This is a genomic window from Salinicola halimionae, from assembly GCF_003206065.1.
Taxonomy (GTDB): Bacteria; Pseudomonadota; Gammaproteobacteria; order Pseudomonadales; family Halomonadaceae; genus Salinicola; species Salinicola halimionae.
In genome coordinates this window covers 35,510-51,331 of record NZ_PZJQ01000001.1, presented here as the reverse complement: position 1 = coordinate 51,331, position 15,822 = coordinate 35,510, and the positions used below count along the sequence as shown (strand labels likewise).

Below are 15,822 nucleotides of genomic sequence, written 5' to 3'. Positions count from 1 at the left end.
GGCTGTTGCGGAGATCCCTGTCCCGTTTGGCATCATGCCCCGGAGACATTCGCTAGAGCAAGCGTGACACGGATCATTGCGCCGTAGGTCGCACACGACTAGGCTGCAGCCGACGTGCAATCAATGCCCGCAGCCATTAGACTGGCCGCGCCTCGGAAGCCACGAGGTAAACTCTTTTTCGATTCTCGGAATGCGCCAGTGACCAGACAGCACTCTTTCAGCCAAGACGATCTGCTGAAATGCAGCCGGGGGGAACTGTTCGGCCCCGGTAACGCTCAGTTGCCCGCTCCCAACATGCTGATGCTCGATCGCATCACGCGGATCAATGAGGATGGCGGCAAACACCACAAGGGCGAAATTATCGCCGAACTGGATATCCACCCTGACCTGTGGTTCTTCCAGTGCCATTTCCCCGGCGATCCGGTCATGCCCGGCTGCCTCGGACTGGATGCCATGTGGCAGTTGGTCGGCTTTCATCTGGGCTGGCTGGGCAATCCTGGCCGCGGACGCGCGCTGGGCTGCGGCGAGGTCAAGTTTTCCGGGCAGATCCTGCCAACCGCCGGTCAGGTTTCGTACCATATCCAGATCAAGCGCGTGATCACTCGAAGTCTCGTGCTGGGCATCGCCGACGGTACGCTGTCGGTCGACGGCCAGGACATCTATCAGGCCAATGATCTGCGTGTTGGCCTGTTCACCAATACTGAGAAATTCTGAGCGGGAGGCTTCCATGAAACGAGTGGTAGTCACCGGCCTGGGAATCGTTTCCTGCCTGGGCAACGACGCCCAACAGGTGCTCGATTCTCTGCGCCAGGGGCGCTCCGGTATTCGCTTCAAACCGGAATATGCCGAACTCGGTTTTCGTAGTCAGGTCGCCGGTGTGGTCGATATCGATATCGAGGCCCTGGTCGACCGCAAGCAGCTGCGCTTCATGGGCGATGCGGCGGCCTACGCCTATATCGCCATGCAGCAGGCGATCGATGATGCCGGCCTCGAAGCCAGCGACGTCTCCAATCCGCGGACCGGCCTGATTGCGGGCTCCGGCGGTGCGTCCAGCGCCAACCAGGTCGAAGCGGCCGATGTCATGCGCGAGAAAGGCCTGCGTCGCGTCGGCCCTTACCGGGTGACCCGAACCATGGGCAGCACGGTATCGGCCTGCCTGGCGACGCCGTTCAAGATCAAGGGCATCAACTACTCCATCTCATCCGCCTGCGCTACGTCGGCCCACTGCATCGGTAGTGCCGTCGAACAGATCCAGCTCGGCAAGCAGGATGTGGTTTTCGCCGGCGGCGGCGAGGAAGAGCACTGGACGCTGTCGTGCCTGTTCGACGCGATGGGGGCGCTGACCACCCACTACAACGACACCCCGGAAAAGGCCTCGCGTCCTTACGACGTGGATCGTGACGGCTTCATCATCGCCGGCGGTGGCGGCATGCTGGTGGTCGAAGAGCTCGAACATGCCAAGGCTCGCGGTGCCAAGATCTATGCCGAGATCACCGGCTATGGTGCCACGTCCGACGGCCACGACATGGTTGCTCCTTCCGGCGAAGGCGCGGCGCGCTGCATGCGTCAGGCGCTCGCCGGATTGGAAGGCAAGGTCGACTACGTCAACACCCACGGCACCTCGACGCCGGTGGGCGACGTGGCCGAGCTCAAGGCCATTCGCGAAGTGTTCGGCAACAGCACGCCGGCAATGAGTTCGACCAAGTCGCTGACCGGACATTCGCTGGGCGCCACCGGCGTGCAGGAAGCGGTCTACTCATTGTTGATGATGCAGAACCGGTTCGTCTGCGCGTCGGCCAATATCGATACGCTCGACGAGCAGGCCAACGGCTTCGATATCGTCCGCCAGCGGCGCGACGATGTCGACATCAGACGGGTGCTTTCCAACAGCTTCGGCTTCGGTGGCACCAATGCCTGTCTGGTGCTGGATCGCTTCGAGGACTGAGGGCGAGGCACTGTCGTTATCGATAGGACTGTCGTTGCCAATAAAAAAGGCGCCCCGCGGGGCGCCTTTTTCGTGACTCTCTCATGCGCACCTCATCATGCACACCACGTCATGCACACCTCGCGTCCTATCGTCTCAGGAAGGCAGCTCGGCCGGCGCGGCCTTTTCCGGCAAGGGCGGACGCGGGACTTCGGATATCTCGTCCAGCGTGCGCTCGATCCAGGCTTCCATCTCGGCCATCACCTCTTCCGGCCTGCGGCCGATAGTGGCGATCGGCTCACCCACGACCACATTGAGCACGCCGGGCTGTTTGACCCAATGGCGCCCCCAGCGCTCGCCAGCATTGTGGGCGACGGGCAGAACCGGCACTCCCGTACGACAAGCGATCACCGCGCCGCTCTTGTTGAAACGACGGCGCTGTCCCGGCGGTACCCGCGTACCCTCAGGGAAGATCAGAACCGACAGCCCCTCCTCCAGACGCTGCCTGCCGTGAGAAAGCACCTGACGCATCGCGGCCGAGGGCTTCGAGCGATCCAGAGGAATCGGCTTCAGCAAACGCACGCCCCAACCGAATAGAGGGATGCTGAGCAGCTCCTTCTTGAGCACGGTACAGATCGGTGTCTTCAGCAACTGCAGGTAGACGGTCTCCCATTCGCTCTGATGGTTGGCCAATACCACGCAGGGGCCTTCGGGCACCCGTTCGCGCCCCTGCACGTGATAGCGAACGCCGCAGGTCAGAGCTAGCCAACCGACGATAAACCGATTGTGCCAATTGAATAGCTGGAATCGCGCGCGTACCGGCAGGGCGAAGCCAATGGGCAGCATCAATAGGCCGGAAACCAGAATCGCCAGAAAATAACCGATGTAGAAGATCACACTGCGAAGGACTTTCATGCGCGGACCGTTTCTCCCCTGCTGCTGTCTCGACTGCCATCATCGGAATCATCGTGCTCAGGATAGTGCTGCTGACACCAGGCATCGAGCATCAAGCCAAGCTCCAGTCGCCAGGATTTCTGGTGAATACCGAAGACATCGAGCAGTCGCCGACAATTGAGCACTCGCCGCAATGGCGTATCGTGGTGCTGATTGAGCGCCTGCAGCTTGCCAAGCTCCATGGACGCTCCCACACCTTCGAGGCGCGTTTCCAACTGAGTCCGGACGACGGAGCAGAAAGTAAATACGCTGACCGGTTCCGTGCCGCAGAGATGATAGGTACCCCAGGTAACCGCGCCACTCTCGAGTTGCAGCAGCACGCCTGTCAGCGCGCGCGCAACGGCCATGACCGAGGTCGGACAGACCACCAGATCCTGAGGCGCTCGAACCGACTCGCCGCGCATCAGCGCCTCCATCAAGTCACTCAACCAGGCATCTTCGCCTTCGCGGCCAAACAGTGGACCCAGACGCAATATCAGATGCAGGGGATGACGGCGCACTCGCTCGCCAACAGCGACCAGGCGGCGCATTGCCGTGTCGCGCGGCCGCGGCAGAATATCCTCGTCGATCGGGCCTTCCGCGCCATCCTCGTATAGCGCGTCCGAGACGCACCAGACCAGCGGAATCTGTAGCGCTTGGCACGCTTCGAGCAGCGCTTCGACCTGATCGGCATGGCGATACACTACCGCCGGCTCGCAGCGACCAGGGTCCGCCAGCGGTGGCACGATCACCGCATCCGGCGGCATCGCCGCCAGATCCTCGATATCGATTATCTCGGGCGCCGGCACATAGGCGATATCACTACGCTGCGCCGCGGTGTCGCGCAGCGCCAGATTCAGGCAGTGCTCCGCTTGCAACACCAGACACTTCACGATGGCACCTCGACACGCCTCATCGCTTTGGAATCCTTACTCATTGAGAACGATATTCCCATTGCCGACACCCGCACTATGATAGTGAAGGCGGTGACAACGGAAGCATTGAACATCACAGCCTCGATCGTGACAGAGATCGATACCGGCAGACACCACCGACACTTCGCTAGCCCATGGAGAGAGCCATCATGCACAAGGACGCCACCGTTGCCTGGAAGATTGGCGCCGAACTCGGCGAGGGCCCCATCTGGTCCGACAGCCTTCACGCCCTGCTGTTCGTCGACATTCGACAAGCCAGACTGCACGCCTATCATCCCGACGACGGCGAACGTCAGAGCTGGGACCTCGATGAGGCCTGCTGCTGGCTGCTGCCGCGTGAGGGCGGCGGCTTCGTTGCCGGCCTGCTTTCCGGCGTGGTCGAGCTCGAATTCGACGAAGACGGCCCCCGCGTCGGTAAACGCCTGACGCCGATCGAATGGCTCCCGGCCGGCGATCGCCTCAACGACGCCGGAAGTGATACCCACGGTCGGCTATGGTTCGGCTCCATGGACGACGCCGAGACCGAGGTTCGCGGTCATCTGTTCCGCCTCGATAGCCGCGGCCTGATCGAGATGGACAGCGAATACCACGTCACCAACGGCCCCGCCATCAGCCCCGACGGTGGCACACTTTATCATAACGACAGCGCGCGCCAGATCGTGTTCGCCTTCGATCTCGACGCCGAGGGCGAACTCTCGAATCGACGCGAGCACATTCGATTGGCGCCAGGCGCCGGCTATCCGGATGGCATGACCTGCGACCGCGAAGGCGGGCTATGGGTCGCGCTATGGGATGGCGGTCGGATCGCGCGCTATCACGCCGATGGCTCGCTCGACCGCGAGGTCGAGTTACCCGTCTCCCGACCCACGTCCTGCATTTTCGGCGGCAAGGCAATCGATCGCCTGTTCGTCACCTCGGCGGCAACCGGCTGCGACGACGAGCCGCTGGCCGGGGCGCTGTTCGAGGTCGACGTCGAGATCGGCGGCATGGCCACCACGCCGGTGGTCATGCCTAATGACTCTACCCTATAGCGCGGGCCGGATCAGCCGGCCTTCGGCGCCGCCAGCACGCGCCGGTAGAAACCGAAGCAAACGGCGACGAACACCGCCAAACCCAGCCACTGGGCGATAGTGGCGAAGTCGTCACCGACCAGCGCCAGCGGTGCTGGTGCTCCGCTCAGCCCAATGATGCCGGCAAGTAGCACGCCGACCAGACTCTCGCCGACGATCAGCCCAGAGGCGAGCAGCACACCGCGGCGGCGCGGTAGCTCCGAGGCACGCTCGACATCGTCGCCTCGCGCCAGCGCACGGGCTCGCAGTCGGCGGTCGATCAGCCAGCCCAGCACAGCCCCGATCACCAGCGGCATGTTGATGCTCGGCGGGAGATAGATACCGATGCCCACGGCCAGCACCGGCAAACGCGCAATGCCGCCCCGCTTGCGCAGCCACTCGTCGACGCCGATCAAAACGGCACCGATCGCCAGACCGATGACGATCATCGTCCATTCGAGATCGTGGGAAAACACTCCGCGCACGATGGCCGTCATCAGTGACGCCTGTGGCGCCGCCAACGCCTGGCCGGGTTCCATTCCCTCGCGCGGCATGGCTCCGACAAAGCCATAGGCGTTGTAGAGCAGCGACAGCACCGGCGGAACTACCATGGCACCGATCAGACAGCCGATGATCAACGCAACCTGCTGACGCCAAGGCGTGGCGCCGACCAGATAACCCGTCTTGAGATCCTGCAAATTGTCATTGGAAATCGCCGCCACGGCGAGAATGACCGAGGTCACGAACAGCGCCAACGCCGTGGGGAGCATACGTGCGACCGCCGGATCCAACGCATCGAAAGCATCGCTGACGGCGGTGAAGCCCAGCAACAGCAGCGACACCAGAATGACCGCGACGATGCCGATTCCCGAAATGGGACTGCTCGACGAACCGACCAGTCCGGCCATGTAACCGCAGGCAGCCGCAATCAGAAAACCGAACACGCCGGCGAACGCCACGCTGCCCAGCGTCAATGCCCAGAATGCGCCGCCGCCCAGTTGCGGCGCTGCCTCATGCAGAAAAATCGCGAACACACCGGTCAATAGCACCAGCAGCACTCCGGTCAGGGCCAGAATGATGCCGGCCGGCAGATCACGCTCGGTGCGCGCCTGCTCATGGAACGTACCTTGATCACCGCGCATCGCCCCGAGCGACGTGCGAATGCCGATCAGCATCGGCTTGAACAGCGTCGCCAGGGTCCATACCGCGGCAATACCGATGGTGCCGGCACCGATGAAACGGACCTTGTCCGACCATAGCGCCATCCCGGCATCGGCCAGCGACTGCCCTGCTTCCAATGGCGTGATGCTGGTCAGCCACGGCACGGCGATTCCCCAGGCGATCAGCGTGCCGATCAACATCGCCATGCCGCCGACGATGCCGACCAGGTAGCCCGCGCCGACCAGCGCCAACGAAAAGCCGGTGGAAAGCTGAAAGGCCGCACGCCCGGCCGAGAACCACACGCTGACACTTTCCGCCAGCACGCGTAGACCGCCGCTGGCGATCGAAAACGCCGCCGCGACGACGCCCCCCAGCAGAATCTCTCGGGCACCAGGCTCCCCTGCCGCCGGGCTTTCATCGTCACTGGCCCGCTCTTCGCCAGCCCTGTCCCGGCGCTGGCTTTCATCGACCGGACTGCCGTCGGTCGGTTTGCTACCGGCGGAGTCTTGCCCGGCCGACACACGTGAATCACGGCTGCCCACCTCGAGGATTTCCGCCGCCGCGATTCCTTCCGGATAGGGAAGATCGCTCTGCACCACCATCACCCGGCGTAGCGGAATGGTATAGAGCACCCCCAGAATGCCGCCAATGGCACAGATCGCCGTGGTCTGCCAGAACGGGAAACCCTGCCAGTAGCCGATCATCAACAGCCCCGGTAACACGAAGATGATCGCCGAGAGCGTCCCCGCCGCAGACGCCTGAGTCTGGACCATGTTGTTCTCGAGCTTGTTGGCTCCCTTCATGCGACGCAGGACGGCCATCGAAATGACGGCGGCAGGGATCGCCGAAGCAAAGGTCAACCCGACCTTGAGCCCGAGATAGACGTTGGAGGCAGTGAACAACAGCGTGATGACGGCACCGAGAATGACGCCCCGCAGCGTCAGCTCGGGCAGGCGAGCTTCATCGGGAATGCGTTGCGGCATGGAAACACTCTTGACGTAAAGGAGCTGACATAAAGGGATTGGCGTAAGGGCACGACGAAAGCACAGCGCGCCTTCACCCAGGAGGGAGAAGGCGCGAGGCATCGGATTTGGCAATACACGCAAATCATTAGAGGCCTATCGAGAGCGTTATTCTAGAATCCGCGGGCTTCCGCGTCGAGACCATCGGCGCGGTGGCCGCGCCTCGTGCCCTGATGCGTCAAACGACTTCACCTCTCGACGTTCCGACGATGTTGCCTTGCGCATCGTGCTCGAGCGTCACGCTGCGGCTGCGCTGCAGCTCGGCGACCTGGGTCGAATTCATGCCGAACGAGAGCGCCAGCCGTTCGGAGGTCAATGGAGAGGCTGGTTGTCGACGATCGGCATGCCGAAACCGGCGGTAGTTGTAGAACGCCCAGATCAGCAATGCGATCCCCGCCAGCGCGATGGTGATCGCGTAGATCGTCAGCGAGGCCCAGCTATGGCCATGGTTGTCGATGACATAGGCATCGAACCGATGCACGCCGAAGATCCAACTGCCGATCGTGGCCAAGGGCAGAAACAGATAGAGCCACAGCATCCAGCCGACGCCCGCTATCAGTGCGAGAACGCTCCGCTGTCCCCGCGACTGCAGATCGGGACGGTGAATGATGCGAGGCAGCCTGACGGCGCCTCGCTGACGATGAAGGTCGTGATGGGGCTCTTGCATGGCAAAGATCCTGTCAGGGTTGAATGCCGCGATCCGGGCTTTTCCAGCGGGCCCGCTGACGGCGCGACGCCAGCAGCGTCTTGGGCACGGCGACGACCGCGGTCAGCGTCGATAGTGTCCAGTAGAGCAGCGGATACCAGATCACCCAGAAATAGTGACGTAGAAACCCGGCCCGTTCGTAGCGCTGATCGATGCTCAGGCTGACCAGAAACTGAATCAGACAGGTAGCCCCCAACAGCAGGCCATTCCACTGCGGCAACAGCGTCGCCACCTGCCACCGCGGGGGCAGCGGCACGAACCAGCCGACACAGAACAGCACCGCGATGGCCAACATGACGTACGCCCACACCAGGCTAGTGAGATACTCGAGGGCAACGCCCCAGAACCGTCGCTGGCGCCAGGACAGCAGCCGACGCCCGTAGCGCAGCATCACCTCGACGCCACCCTGGGCCCAGCGCAGGCGCTGCTGCCACAGCCCTTTCAGGGTTTCCGGCATGTAGATGTAGCAGAGCGCTTCAGGCTCGAAACGGATGTCCCAGTGGTTGACCTGCAGCCGCCAGGAGACATCGATGTCCTCGGTCACCATGTCCGCGCGCCAGTAACCGATGCTGTCCAGCGCCGCGCGATTGAAGCCCGTGATGACGCCGGAGACGGTGAAGATGCGGCCATAGGTACGCTGCGCCCGCTTGATCAGGCCGATGATCGAGGAGAACTCGCCCACCTGGATCTTGCCCAGCAGCGTCGAGCGATTGAGAATGCGCGGATTGCCGGTGACCGCCCCGACACGCGGCCCGCCGGTAAGGTGCTGCATCATCCAGTAGACCGCGAACGGGTGCAGCAGCGCATCACCATCGATACACACCAGGTAGTCCGAAGGCGCGGCCAGCGCCCCGGCTCGCAGCGCCACCGCCTTGCCCTGATTAGTGGCAAAATGGATCACCCGTAGCCGTTCATACTGTTCGGCCAGACGGTCGAGGATGACCCCGGTCTCATCCTGGCTGCCATCGTTGACGGCGATGACATCGAAATACGGGTAGCGTGTGGCCAAGGCATAGCGGATCGTCTGCTCGACCTGATCCGCCTCGTCGTAGCAGGGCACGATGATACTGACGTGAGGGGCTTCGGGGCCCAGCGCCTCAAGCCGCGGCGTCATATCCTTGCCGCGCTCGCGACGCAGGTAGAACCATAGCCCGCCGGTGATCCACATCCAGGCCATGAATATCGGGTAATAGAACGCGAAACCGAACATCACGTCCCGCCAGTCGATAGCCCCGATCCAGGCTTCGATATCGGCGATCATGGCTGACTCCGGAGGTGGGAGGTTGAGTAGGGAAATTCGTTGAGGCTCATGCCCTCGAACGTTGGCTGAAATGACGGCTTGCCGGTGATGAAATCATCCGGGTAGTAGGCCAGATTCAGCCCACCCCTGCGCACCAGCTGCTGCATCCATCCCTTGAAACGCTGGGGCTCGATCCAGCGCTCGCGCGCCCAGTCATACGACTGCAGCTCGAACACCGTCTTGTCCAACCCCTCGGGGTGACGCATCACCCGATCGATCAGCGTATCCAGCCAGCGGCTGGCCGTGTCGCCGTCCCGGGCCATGCCCGCATCATCGAGATAGGGCATCGCCATCAACGCCACTTCGTCGTAACTTTCGAGGAACGGCCCCAGCGCCTGTGCGAAACGCGACTCGGCATCGGGATCGAGCACCACTCGCGCGTAGAGATTGCGTGCCACCCGAAAGCGGTTGCTGAGATTGACGTACTCGCGGGCGCCAGCGATCGCCTGCTGACTGAAATCGATCAGCGCCCGGGTCTTGTCGCGAGCGCTCAAATCGCAGTCAGTGAGTACCCGCTGACTGCCCGGCCAGCGTGCCTCGGGCGAACAGGCTTGAGCGTCTTCGTCGTCGGCCAAATAGGCATCGTCGTGAATCAGAATGCCGTTGATACCCGACGTATTACGCGCCAGATCGGCATAGATACCGCTCACGATCGACAGTACCGCGGGACGGAACGGGCTCAGCCGGCGATAGTCACGATCCGCGCTCTGACTATTGCCGTCGGCGCCATGTGCCCGCACCGCCAACCGCTGCTGCCGTGCGCCATCCGGCAGATCGAAGGCAAGCAGCGGCAGCCATGCGTAGACATCGACCCCGGCTCGGGTCTTGAGCTGCCAGGCGACACGATTGAACAGATCGGCGCGCATCGGCAGGTAGTCATTGGGGAAGTAGAGCGAAGAAGCGGTACCGTCGCCATCCGGATCGGCGAAGGCCTGCAGATAGACCGTACGCACCTGCATGGCCTTGATCCGGTCCAGCAGCGCACTGAGGTTGGCATTGATCTGTTCGGGATCTGGGTCGTAAAGCATGTCGATATCCACCTGCACGGCACGCTGAATCCGCTTGGGCGGATCGACCGTCTGGGCGATCTGGGACTCGATGGCAACCGGGTCGGGGTCGTCCATGACCAGGAAGCGGCCGAAATCGGGCCCGCTCGCCGGCGTCGACAGGCGCTGATCGCCGAGACTGAACGTGAATCGATAGCCCGTGTTCCTCGCTATCGCCTCGGTGGCGGTATTGGTGGCGCCATAGGGCCAGACCAGTGTGCGCGGACGAATGCCGGTGTTGTCCTCGATGAGGTCTGCACTGCGCACCAGATCCTCGTGAATTCGCTGGCGATAGTCGGCATCGCTTTCGTATTGGCCGCTGGCTTCGTCGTATTGCCGCGTCAGCGCCGCAGGTTCGACGTTACCCTGCGGATTGGCCAGAATTCCGCGGTGAAGGCCGTCGGTATGCGAGGCGACTTCCACCAGACCGGAGGCCTGCATCTCGCGCACCTGCTGCCAGTCGACGAAGCCCGCACTCCCCCGTTCGCGACCGTTGTAGCGCACCGCATTCGCCGTGTCGCTTCCGCCATCACCACGGATGACGGCGCCGTCGTCGAGCTGCGATGCCACCGGATCGGTATCGGCTGTCGTCACGATGTCGCCGCGGCTGACTCGCGTGATCCAGCCGGTTTCCACTGCGAACAGGGCCGGGTAGTCAAACGCCTGCAGCAGCGGAAAAACTCGGGTATAGAAGCTTTCCAGGCCGTCGTCGAAGCTCAGCAGTACCGCGTTGTGCGGCAACGATCGTTCGCCGTTCCGGGCAGCCTGGACGTCGTCCAGCGAGATGGGATGCCAATCATTGGCCGCCAGCCAGTCGAAGAGCGCAGCCAGCCGTTCGGTGCTGACCGCGTACGGATCGTGATCTACCGCGGGCCGAGTGCCGTCGCGCACGTCGTGGAAACCTAACGTGACGAAATGACCGGCGGGGATCTGCAGCGTCCCCGTGAGATGTCCCGGCGCTTCGCTGCGGCCAGTCGCCCGGGCATTGGCCAGAGTTGCAACCGAAGCAGCGCCATGAATGACGGAAGACGCTTCCGCCTGCGTGTCGGCCAGCGCGGGGGGTTGCGCCAACGCCTGCGGCACCGGTCCGCCCAGCAGCGACGCCATCAGCATGAAACGGGTGATGAGCGATCGCATCACAGAACTCCTTCGAAACCGAACTGACCTAACCAGCGCTGCTCGCGCTCGCCCTCGTAATCATGCTGTCCCCAACCGACGCCGTAGTTGATCGACCAGGTACGGGTCAATTGCCAGGTGTGGCCATAGGTGACGTCATAGCCTGGCGCACTGCCGTAGCCGGTCTCCCATTCGGAAGCCGCTCCCAACGACAGGTTCTGGGTGAGGGAGCGATTGTAGCGACGCCAGGTGAGCCAATCGTGCTCGAGCGTCAGCCCCACCGAGTGGGTATCCTCGGGGTTGTAGTAGTCGCTATCGAGCTGGCTGTTGTGTTCGGCGGAGAGCGAGCCGATCAAGCGCGTCTGATGATGCGCGCTGGCCTGAATGCGCTGGGTCAGATCGGCCGCCGCGTCGCTGCGCAGGTTGCCGTCGCTGATATCCAGTGCGCCCAGCGTCAGCGTGGCTTCTCGAGATTCATTCTGACGCCAGATCAGTTGGGCCTGATAGAGACGTCCGTCCAGATCGTCACGCTCGGCACGTAGCGGCGTTTCGGGAGACTGCGTCTGGGTGCGCAACTGATACTGCCAATGATCATCGAGCCACTGCGACCAGCCGAGCTCGAGCCCGAGATCGTCACTGACATGCTCGCCGCTCAGCCCCGCCCACCAGTGCCGACGCAGCCATTGACGCTCGACGCCGACACCTTCGCGGTCATGACGCTCGGCGCCCTCTTCGTAATCGCCCCAGCGATAGGACTGCTCGACATAGGCTCGATAGCCACCCTCGATCCAGGGCGAGTTCAAGCGAAGTTGGTACTCACCATCCTGACTACCGTTGACGGCGTTGCCGCCGTGAGAGCGGCCGAAACTGCCTTGCCCCTCGACGGAAAAGTGTTGTCGATCCTGCCACTCGAGGCGGTTCCGCCGAATCGCGCTATCGGTTGGAAATTGTGCGGCCAACGGCTCGATGGTGTGTTGCCACCGTGGAAAATTCTCGAGGTCTTGCGCATTTTCGGCAATGTTCAGCCGGGTTGCCTGATCGCTGGGCGCGTAGGCAGCCGCCAGCTCGGCGGTCGACTGAGCGTCTTCGTACCACCCTCTCGATCGCTGAGCGGTGGACAGACCGTTGATCACGTCGGTGTTGCGTGGCGCTTGCCGATAGAGGTCTCTGGCCTGCTTCAGAGCGTCCTCTTCGTGGTGGCGGTAAGTGGCATCGAGGACCAACAGGCGATCGACCTCGCTGCGTTCCCAGTTCGGCACCGGCGAGGCTTGATTCGGTCGGGAACGCCAGACCGGCGTATTGGCATCCAACTGCCGGAGTACCTCGGCCGCGCCCGCATAATCTTCGCTTTCGATCAACGCATAGTAGTAACCGGTGCGCACCGCCAGAGGTGCCCGAGGGTTGGCACCGATCACCTCGCGATAGAGGCCCGCCGCGATTTCCGGCTGACGATGCGCCAGATAGGCATCGGCAACGGGGCCCTTGGCATAGGTCGGCACGCTGACCGACTCACGCTGCAAGGCTTGATAGTCATCGATCACCGCCTCGAAGCGGTTCAGTTGACGCAACACCACCAGCCGATCGAAGCGCGTCCGATGGCTGGCTTCGCTACCCGGCGGGAAGCGAGCAAGATTGGCATTCAGTGATTCGAGCGATCCAGCCAACTCGACATCGCTCGTTGCATAGTGCTGGCGCCGCTCGAGTCGGGTCTGTTCCTGCGTGCCGTCACGGATCGCCACCGTCGCGACATCGGCCTCGAATCGGTTCTGCGTAGCCTGCGGCCAGTCGGGGTGATGCTGCTCACGCAGTTGCTCGGCACGGCGATGAGCGCCCAGATTGGCCAGGCTGGAAATACGGGTCTGGATGGCTTGAGGATGGTCCGGCGCATACACCAGAACGCGCTGGGCAAGGCGAAGCGCGGTCGCGGGATGCCCCTGCTGGCGCTGGTGTTCCGCAATACCGGCCAGATCATCGGCATTGGGTTGCCCTGCAGGCCCGGCACGAACGTCATCGCCATAGGCAGATGCCGGCGCGTCGGCAGCCGGCAAGTGACCATCAGGGAAGCGTTCGGCCGCCTGGACCGAGGACGTCAGCAGAGATAATAGACACAGCACAAACGGGACGTGATGAAAGCAGCCGCGAGCTCGGCCTGAGCCGGTCCGACCAGCCATCGAAAAGTCACGGTCTTCGACGGCCTTCGCGGACCGACCGCGGAAGCAGGATATTCGCATTACAGGATAGAACCACCGTTATTTCCGTTAACACTCTGTTGCGAGAGCACTCAATTCCTTTGAGTGAGGCGCTAAAAAGCTAGGTCAACTTAGAGGCAAAACAGCAGATTTACAAATTAGTAAATATTGATGTATTTATGTGTATCGATCCTCACCAAGCGCACCGGACACATGGCGGTGAAACGGTGCAGAGCCGCCAACGCCCGCCGAACGGATACAAAAAACGCCTCGCGTGGCGAGGCGTTGAAGTGATGTCGACAGACGTGGTCTCTGTCTAGCGGTCTACCCAGGTAAAACCCTAGAACGGGATTTCGTCATCGAAATCATCGAAGCTGCCCGGGTTCGGTGCGCCGTAGTTGGGATTCTGATTGGGTTGCGGCGCCGGTTGGCCCTGCTGTGGTGGGCGCTGCCCTTGAGCCGGACGCTGCTGCTGGGGCGGCTGTTGGGGCGGCGCGTTACCACCGTGATTACCTTGCTGTGGCTGCTGGTCATAGCCACCTTGTTGATCATAGCCACCCTGAGCGCCTCCGTATTGACCCTGAGGCTGGGCGTAGTCGCCACCGGCCTGGCCGCCAGCGCGGGAATCCAGCATCTGCATGTCGTTACCGACGATCTCGGTCGAGTAGCGATCCTGACCGTCCTGACCCTGCCATTTACGGGTTTGAAGGCGACCTTCGATATAGATCCTCGAACCTTTCTTGACGTACTGCTGAGCGATCTCCGCCAGCTTGTTGAACAGCACGACACTGTGCCATTCCGTGCGCTCCTGACGCTGACCGCTCTGACGGTCGGTCCAGCTATCGGTCGTGGCGATGCGCAGGTTGCACACCGGATTTCCCGAGGGCAGGAAACGGACTTCCGGATCCTGTCCCAGGTTGCCGATCAGGATGACTTTGTTTACACCTCGGGCCATCGTTGTCTCCTCGCATTCCTGCGTTGCGACGCCTTCAGGCGTCGGTTCGTTGCCATTGATTGCCTGCAATACCGGCCAGCGCCTCGACATCCAGGCGCTGACGGTCGACCTTGAGATAGGCGACCCGCTCTTCGGGTACGACCATGACGTCCTCGACACCGGTCACCGAGGCAAAGCGCTCGAGTAGTGTATCGAGCCTGTCCATGGATTGCGCGTCGAGCGCGATGATCTCGCTGGAGAGATGACGCGGCGTCGGCATTTTCCACACCACCGCCAGCCAGATCGCACCGACGACCGCCGCCCCCAGGAAGACACTCTGTACGCCGAAACCTTGCGATAGCGCACCGCCCAGCGTTCCGCCAAGGAAAGCCCCGAAGAACTGACTGGTCGAGTAGACGCCCATCGCCGTACCCTTGGCGCCGGCCGGCGCCAATTTACTGATCATCGAGGGCAGAGTTGCCTCCAACAGATTGAAGACGACGAAAAAGCCCCAAAGTAGAGTGATCAAAGTGACTCGGTTGTTCGCCAGCTCCCCGAAGCCCAGCAGAATCAATGTCATCGCCGCGACGGCACCGACAAAAATGGGCTTCATCTTGCGATACTTCTCGGCCACGATGACCAGCGGAATCATGCCGAGAAACGCCAGCGCCATGACCGGGAGATAGACCCAGCCGTGATCGGCCGGCGCAAATCCCAAGGCTTCCAGGCGAAATGGCAAAGCCGTGAAGCAGGCCGTCAGAATCAGATGCAGGGCGAAGATCGAGAAATCCAGCCTTAGCAGATCGCTCTGGCCCAGCGTGGCGCGCAGTTGACGTCGGTCGATGCCGACATCCTGATGCATGCGCTGTGGCGCCTTCGGCACCAGTTTCCACAGAATCAGCAGGCCGCAGGTAGACAGCACAGCGGTAAACCAGAATACGCCGGCGAGCCCGCCGATATTGGCCACTAGCGGGCCCACGACCATGGCAATGGCGAAAGCGACGCCGATGGAAAGACCGATGGTGGCCATCGCCGCAGTGCGAATCTCTTCCCGGGTCTGATCGGCAAGCAGCGCCATGATGGCACCCGCGACAGCACCACTGCCCTGCAGGCAGCGACCGATGATGATACCGGTGATGGAAGTGGCGCTGGCGGCAACGATACTGCCGATAATGAAAAGGACCAGGCCCCCGCCGATGACCGTTTTGCGGCCGATACGGTCGGAGAGCAGACCGAAAGGAATCTGAAGGATGGCCTGGGTCAGGCCGTAGCCGCCCAGGGCCATACCGATGAGCAACGGCGTGGCGCCATCGAGATGATCGGCATAGAGCGCCAGCACCGGCAGGACCATGAACAGCCCCAGCATGCGCGAGGCATAGAGGCTGGCCAGCCCGACGATGGCACGTCGTTCGGTAACGAGAAAACGAGAAGTCATGGAGGTCACAGCGTTGGGTGAACTCGGCCAGGCCGAGGATGGTTCGGAATGAGCGACGCATTTTACCGCTCG

General features: G+C 62.4%; 12 protein-coding genes. 3 read left to right on the top strand and 9 right to left on the bottom strand.

What is annotated here, in order from left to right:
• Positions 1 to 198 precede the first annotated feature (198 nt).
• Positions 199 to 714, top strand: a complete 516-nt coding sequence (fabA, locus tag DOM27_RS00290) for a 3-hydroxyacyl-[acyl-carrier-protein] dehydratase FabA (protein ID WP_110654081.1) — start codon at positions 199 to 201, stop codon at positions 712 to 714.
• Between the two features lie 13 nt (positions 715 to 727).
• A complete protein-coding gene (gene fabB, locus DOM27_RS00285) occupies positions 728 to 1,945 on the top strand; it encodes a beta-ketoacyl-ACP synthase I (protein WP_110654080.1) in 1,218 nt (405 codons plus the stop codon).
• Positions 1,946 to 2,080: 135 nt separating this feature from the next.
• On the opposite strand, the gene DOM27_RS00280 is transcribed toward fabB, so the two are convergent.
• Positions 2,081 to 2,839, bottom strand: coding sequence for a lysophospholipid acyltransferase family protein (locus tag DOM27_RS00280; protein ID WP_110654079.1), 759 nt, complete (start codon positions 2,837 to 2,839; stop codon positions 2,081 to 2,083).
• Positions 2,836 to 3,750 (bottom strand): sugar nucleotide-binding protein, encoded by a 915-nt coding sequence (locus DOM27_RS00275; protein ID WP_110654078.1) that lies wholly within the window; start codon positions 3,748 to 3,750, stop codon positions 2,836 to 2,838. The genes DOM27_RS00280 and DOM27_RS00275 overlap by 4 nt, the downstream gene beginning before the upstream one ends.
• A gap of 191 nt (positions 3,751 to 3,941) precedes the next feature.
• On the opposite strand from DOM27_RS00275, the gene DOM27_RS00270 reads away from it, so the two are divergent.
• A complete protein-coding gene (locus tag DOM27_RS00270; RefSeq protein WP_110654077.1) occupies positions 3,942 to 4,823 on the top strand; it encodes an SMP-30/gluconolactonase/LRE family protein in 882 nt (293 codons plus the stop codon).
• 11 nt (positions 4,824 to 4,834) lie between these two features.
• Here DOM27_RS00270 and DOM27_RS00265 read toward each other — a convergent pair whose 3' ends face one another.
• The 7 genes from DOM27_RS00265 to DOM27_RS00235 form a co-directional block, all read right to left on the bottom strand.
• Positions 4,835 to 6,985, bottom strand: coding sequence for an OPT family oligopeptide transporter (locus DOM27_RS00265; protein WP_110654076.1), 2,151 nt, complete (start codon positions 6,983 to 6,985; stop codon positions 4,835 to 4,837).
• A 217-nt stretch (positions 6,986 to 7,202) separates the two neighbouring features.
• The gene (pgaD, locus tag DOM27_RS00260; RefSeq protein ID WP_110654075.1) at positions 7,203 to 7,691 is read right to left on the bottom strand and encodes a poly-beta-1,6-N-acetyl-D-glucosamine biosynthesis protein PgaD; all 489 of its coding nucleotides are present in this window, start codon (positions 7,689 to 7,691) and stop codon (positions 7,203 to 7,205) included.
• Positions 7,692 to 7,704: 13 nt separating this feature from the next.
• The gene (gene pgaC, locus DOM27_RS00255) at positions 7,705 to 8,991 is read right to left on the bottom strand and encodes a poly-beta-1,6-N-acetyl-D-glucosamine synthase (RefSeq protein WP_110654074.1); all 1,287 of its coding nucleotides are present in this window, start codon (positions 8,989 to 8,991) and stop codon (positions 7,705 to 7,707) included.
• Positions 8,988 to 11,213 (bottom strand): poly-beta-1,6-N-acetyl-D-glucosamine N-deacetylase PgaB, encoded by a 2,226-nt coding sequence (gene pgaB, locus DOM27_RS00250; protein ID WP_110654073.1) that lies wholly within the window; start codon positions 11,211 to 11,213, stop codon positions 8,988 to 8,990. Before pgaB ends, pgaC begins: the two co-directional genes overlap by 4 nt.
• On the bottom strand, positions 11,213 to 13,306 hold the full coding sequence (gene pgaA, locus DOM27_RS00245) for a poly-beta-1,6 N-acetyl-D-glucosamine export porin PgaA (RefSeq protein ID WP_157956677.1): 2,094 nt from the start codon (positions 13,304 to 13,306) through the stop codon (positions 11,213 to 11,215). Before pgaA ends, pgaB begins: the two co-directional genes overlap by 1 nt.
• Positions 13,307 to 13,721: 415 nt before the next feature.
• Entirely contained in the window at positions 13,722 to 14,336 is a 615-nt protein-coding gene (locus tag DOM27_RS00240) for a single-stranded DNA-binding protein (protein ID WP_110654071.1), read from the bottom strand.
• 34 nt (positions 14,337 to 14,370) lie between these two features.
• Positions 14,371 to 15,750, bottom strand: coding sequence for an MFS transporter (locus DOM27_RS00235; protein WP_188113660.1), 1,380 nt, complete (start codon positions 15,748 to 15,750; stop codon positions 14,371 to 14,373).
• Positions 15,751 to 15,822: the final 72 nt, after the last annotated feature.

Coding starts and splice junctions, on each gene's coding strand:
- fabB (WP_110654080.1), top strand. CDS start 728: ATGAAACGAGTGGTAGTCACCGGCCTGGGAATCGTTTCCTGCCTGGGC.
- DOM27_RS00280 (WP_110654079.1), bottom strand. CDS start 2,839: ATGAAAGTCCTTCGCAGTGTGATCTTCTACATCGGTTATTTTCTGGCG.
- DOM27_RS00270 (WP_110654077.1), top strand. CDS start 3,942: ATGCACAAGGACGCCACCGTTGCCTGGAAGATTGGCGCCGAACTCGGC.
- DOM27_RS00265 (WP_110654076.1), bottom strand. CDS start 6,985: ATGCCGCAACGCATTCCCGATGAAGCTCGCCTGCCCGAGCTGACGCTG.
- pgaD (WP_110654075.1), bottom strand. CDS start 7,691: ATGCAAGAGCCCCATCACGACCTTCATCGTCAGCGAGGCGCCGTCAGG.
- pgaC (WP_110654074.1), bottom strand. CDS start 8,991: ATGATCGCCGATATCGAAGCCTGGATCGGGGCTATCGACTGGCGGGAC.
- pgaB (WP_110654073.1), bottom strand. CDS start 11,213: ATGCGATCGCTCATCACCCGTTTCATGCTGATGGCGTCGCTGCTGGGC.
- DOM27_RS00240 (WP_110654071.1), bottom strand. CDS start 14,336: ATGGCCCGAGGTGTAAACAAAGTCATCCTGATCGGCAACCTGGGACAG.
- DOM27_RS00235 (WP_188113660.1), bottom strand. CDS start 15,750: ATGACTTCTCGTTTTCTCGTTACCGAACGACGTGCCATCGTCGGGCTG.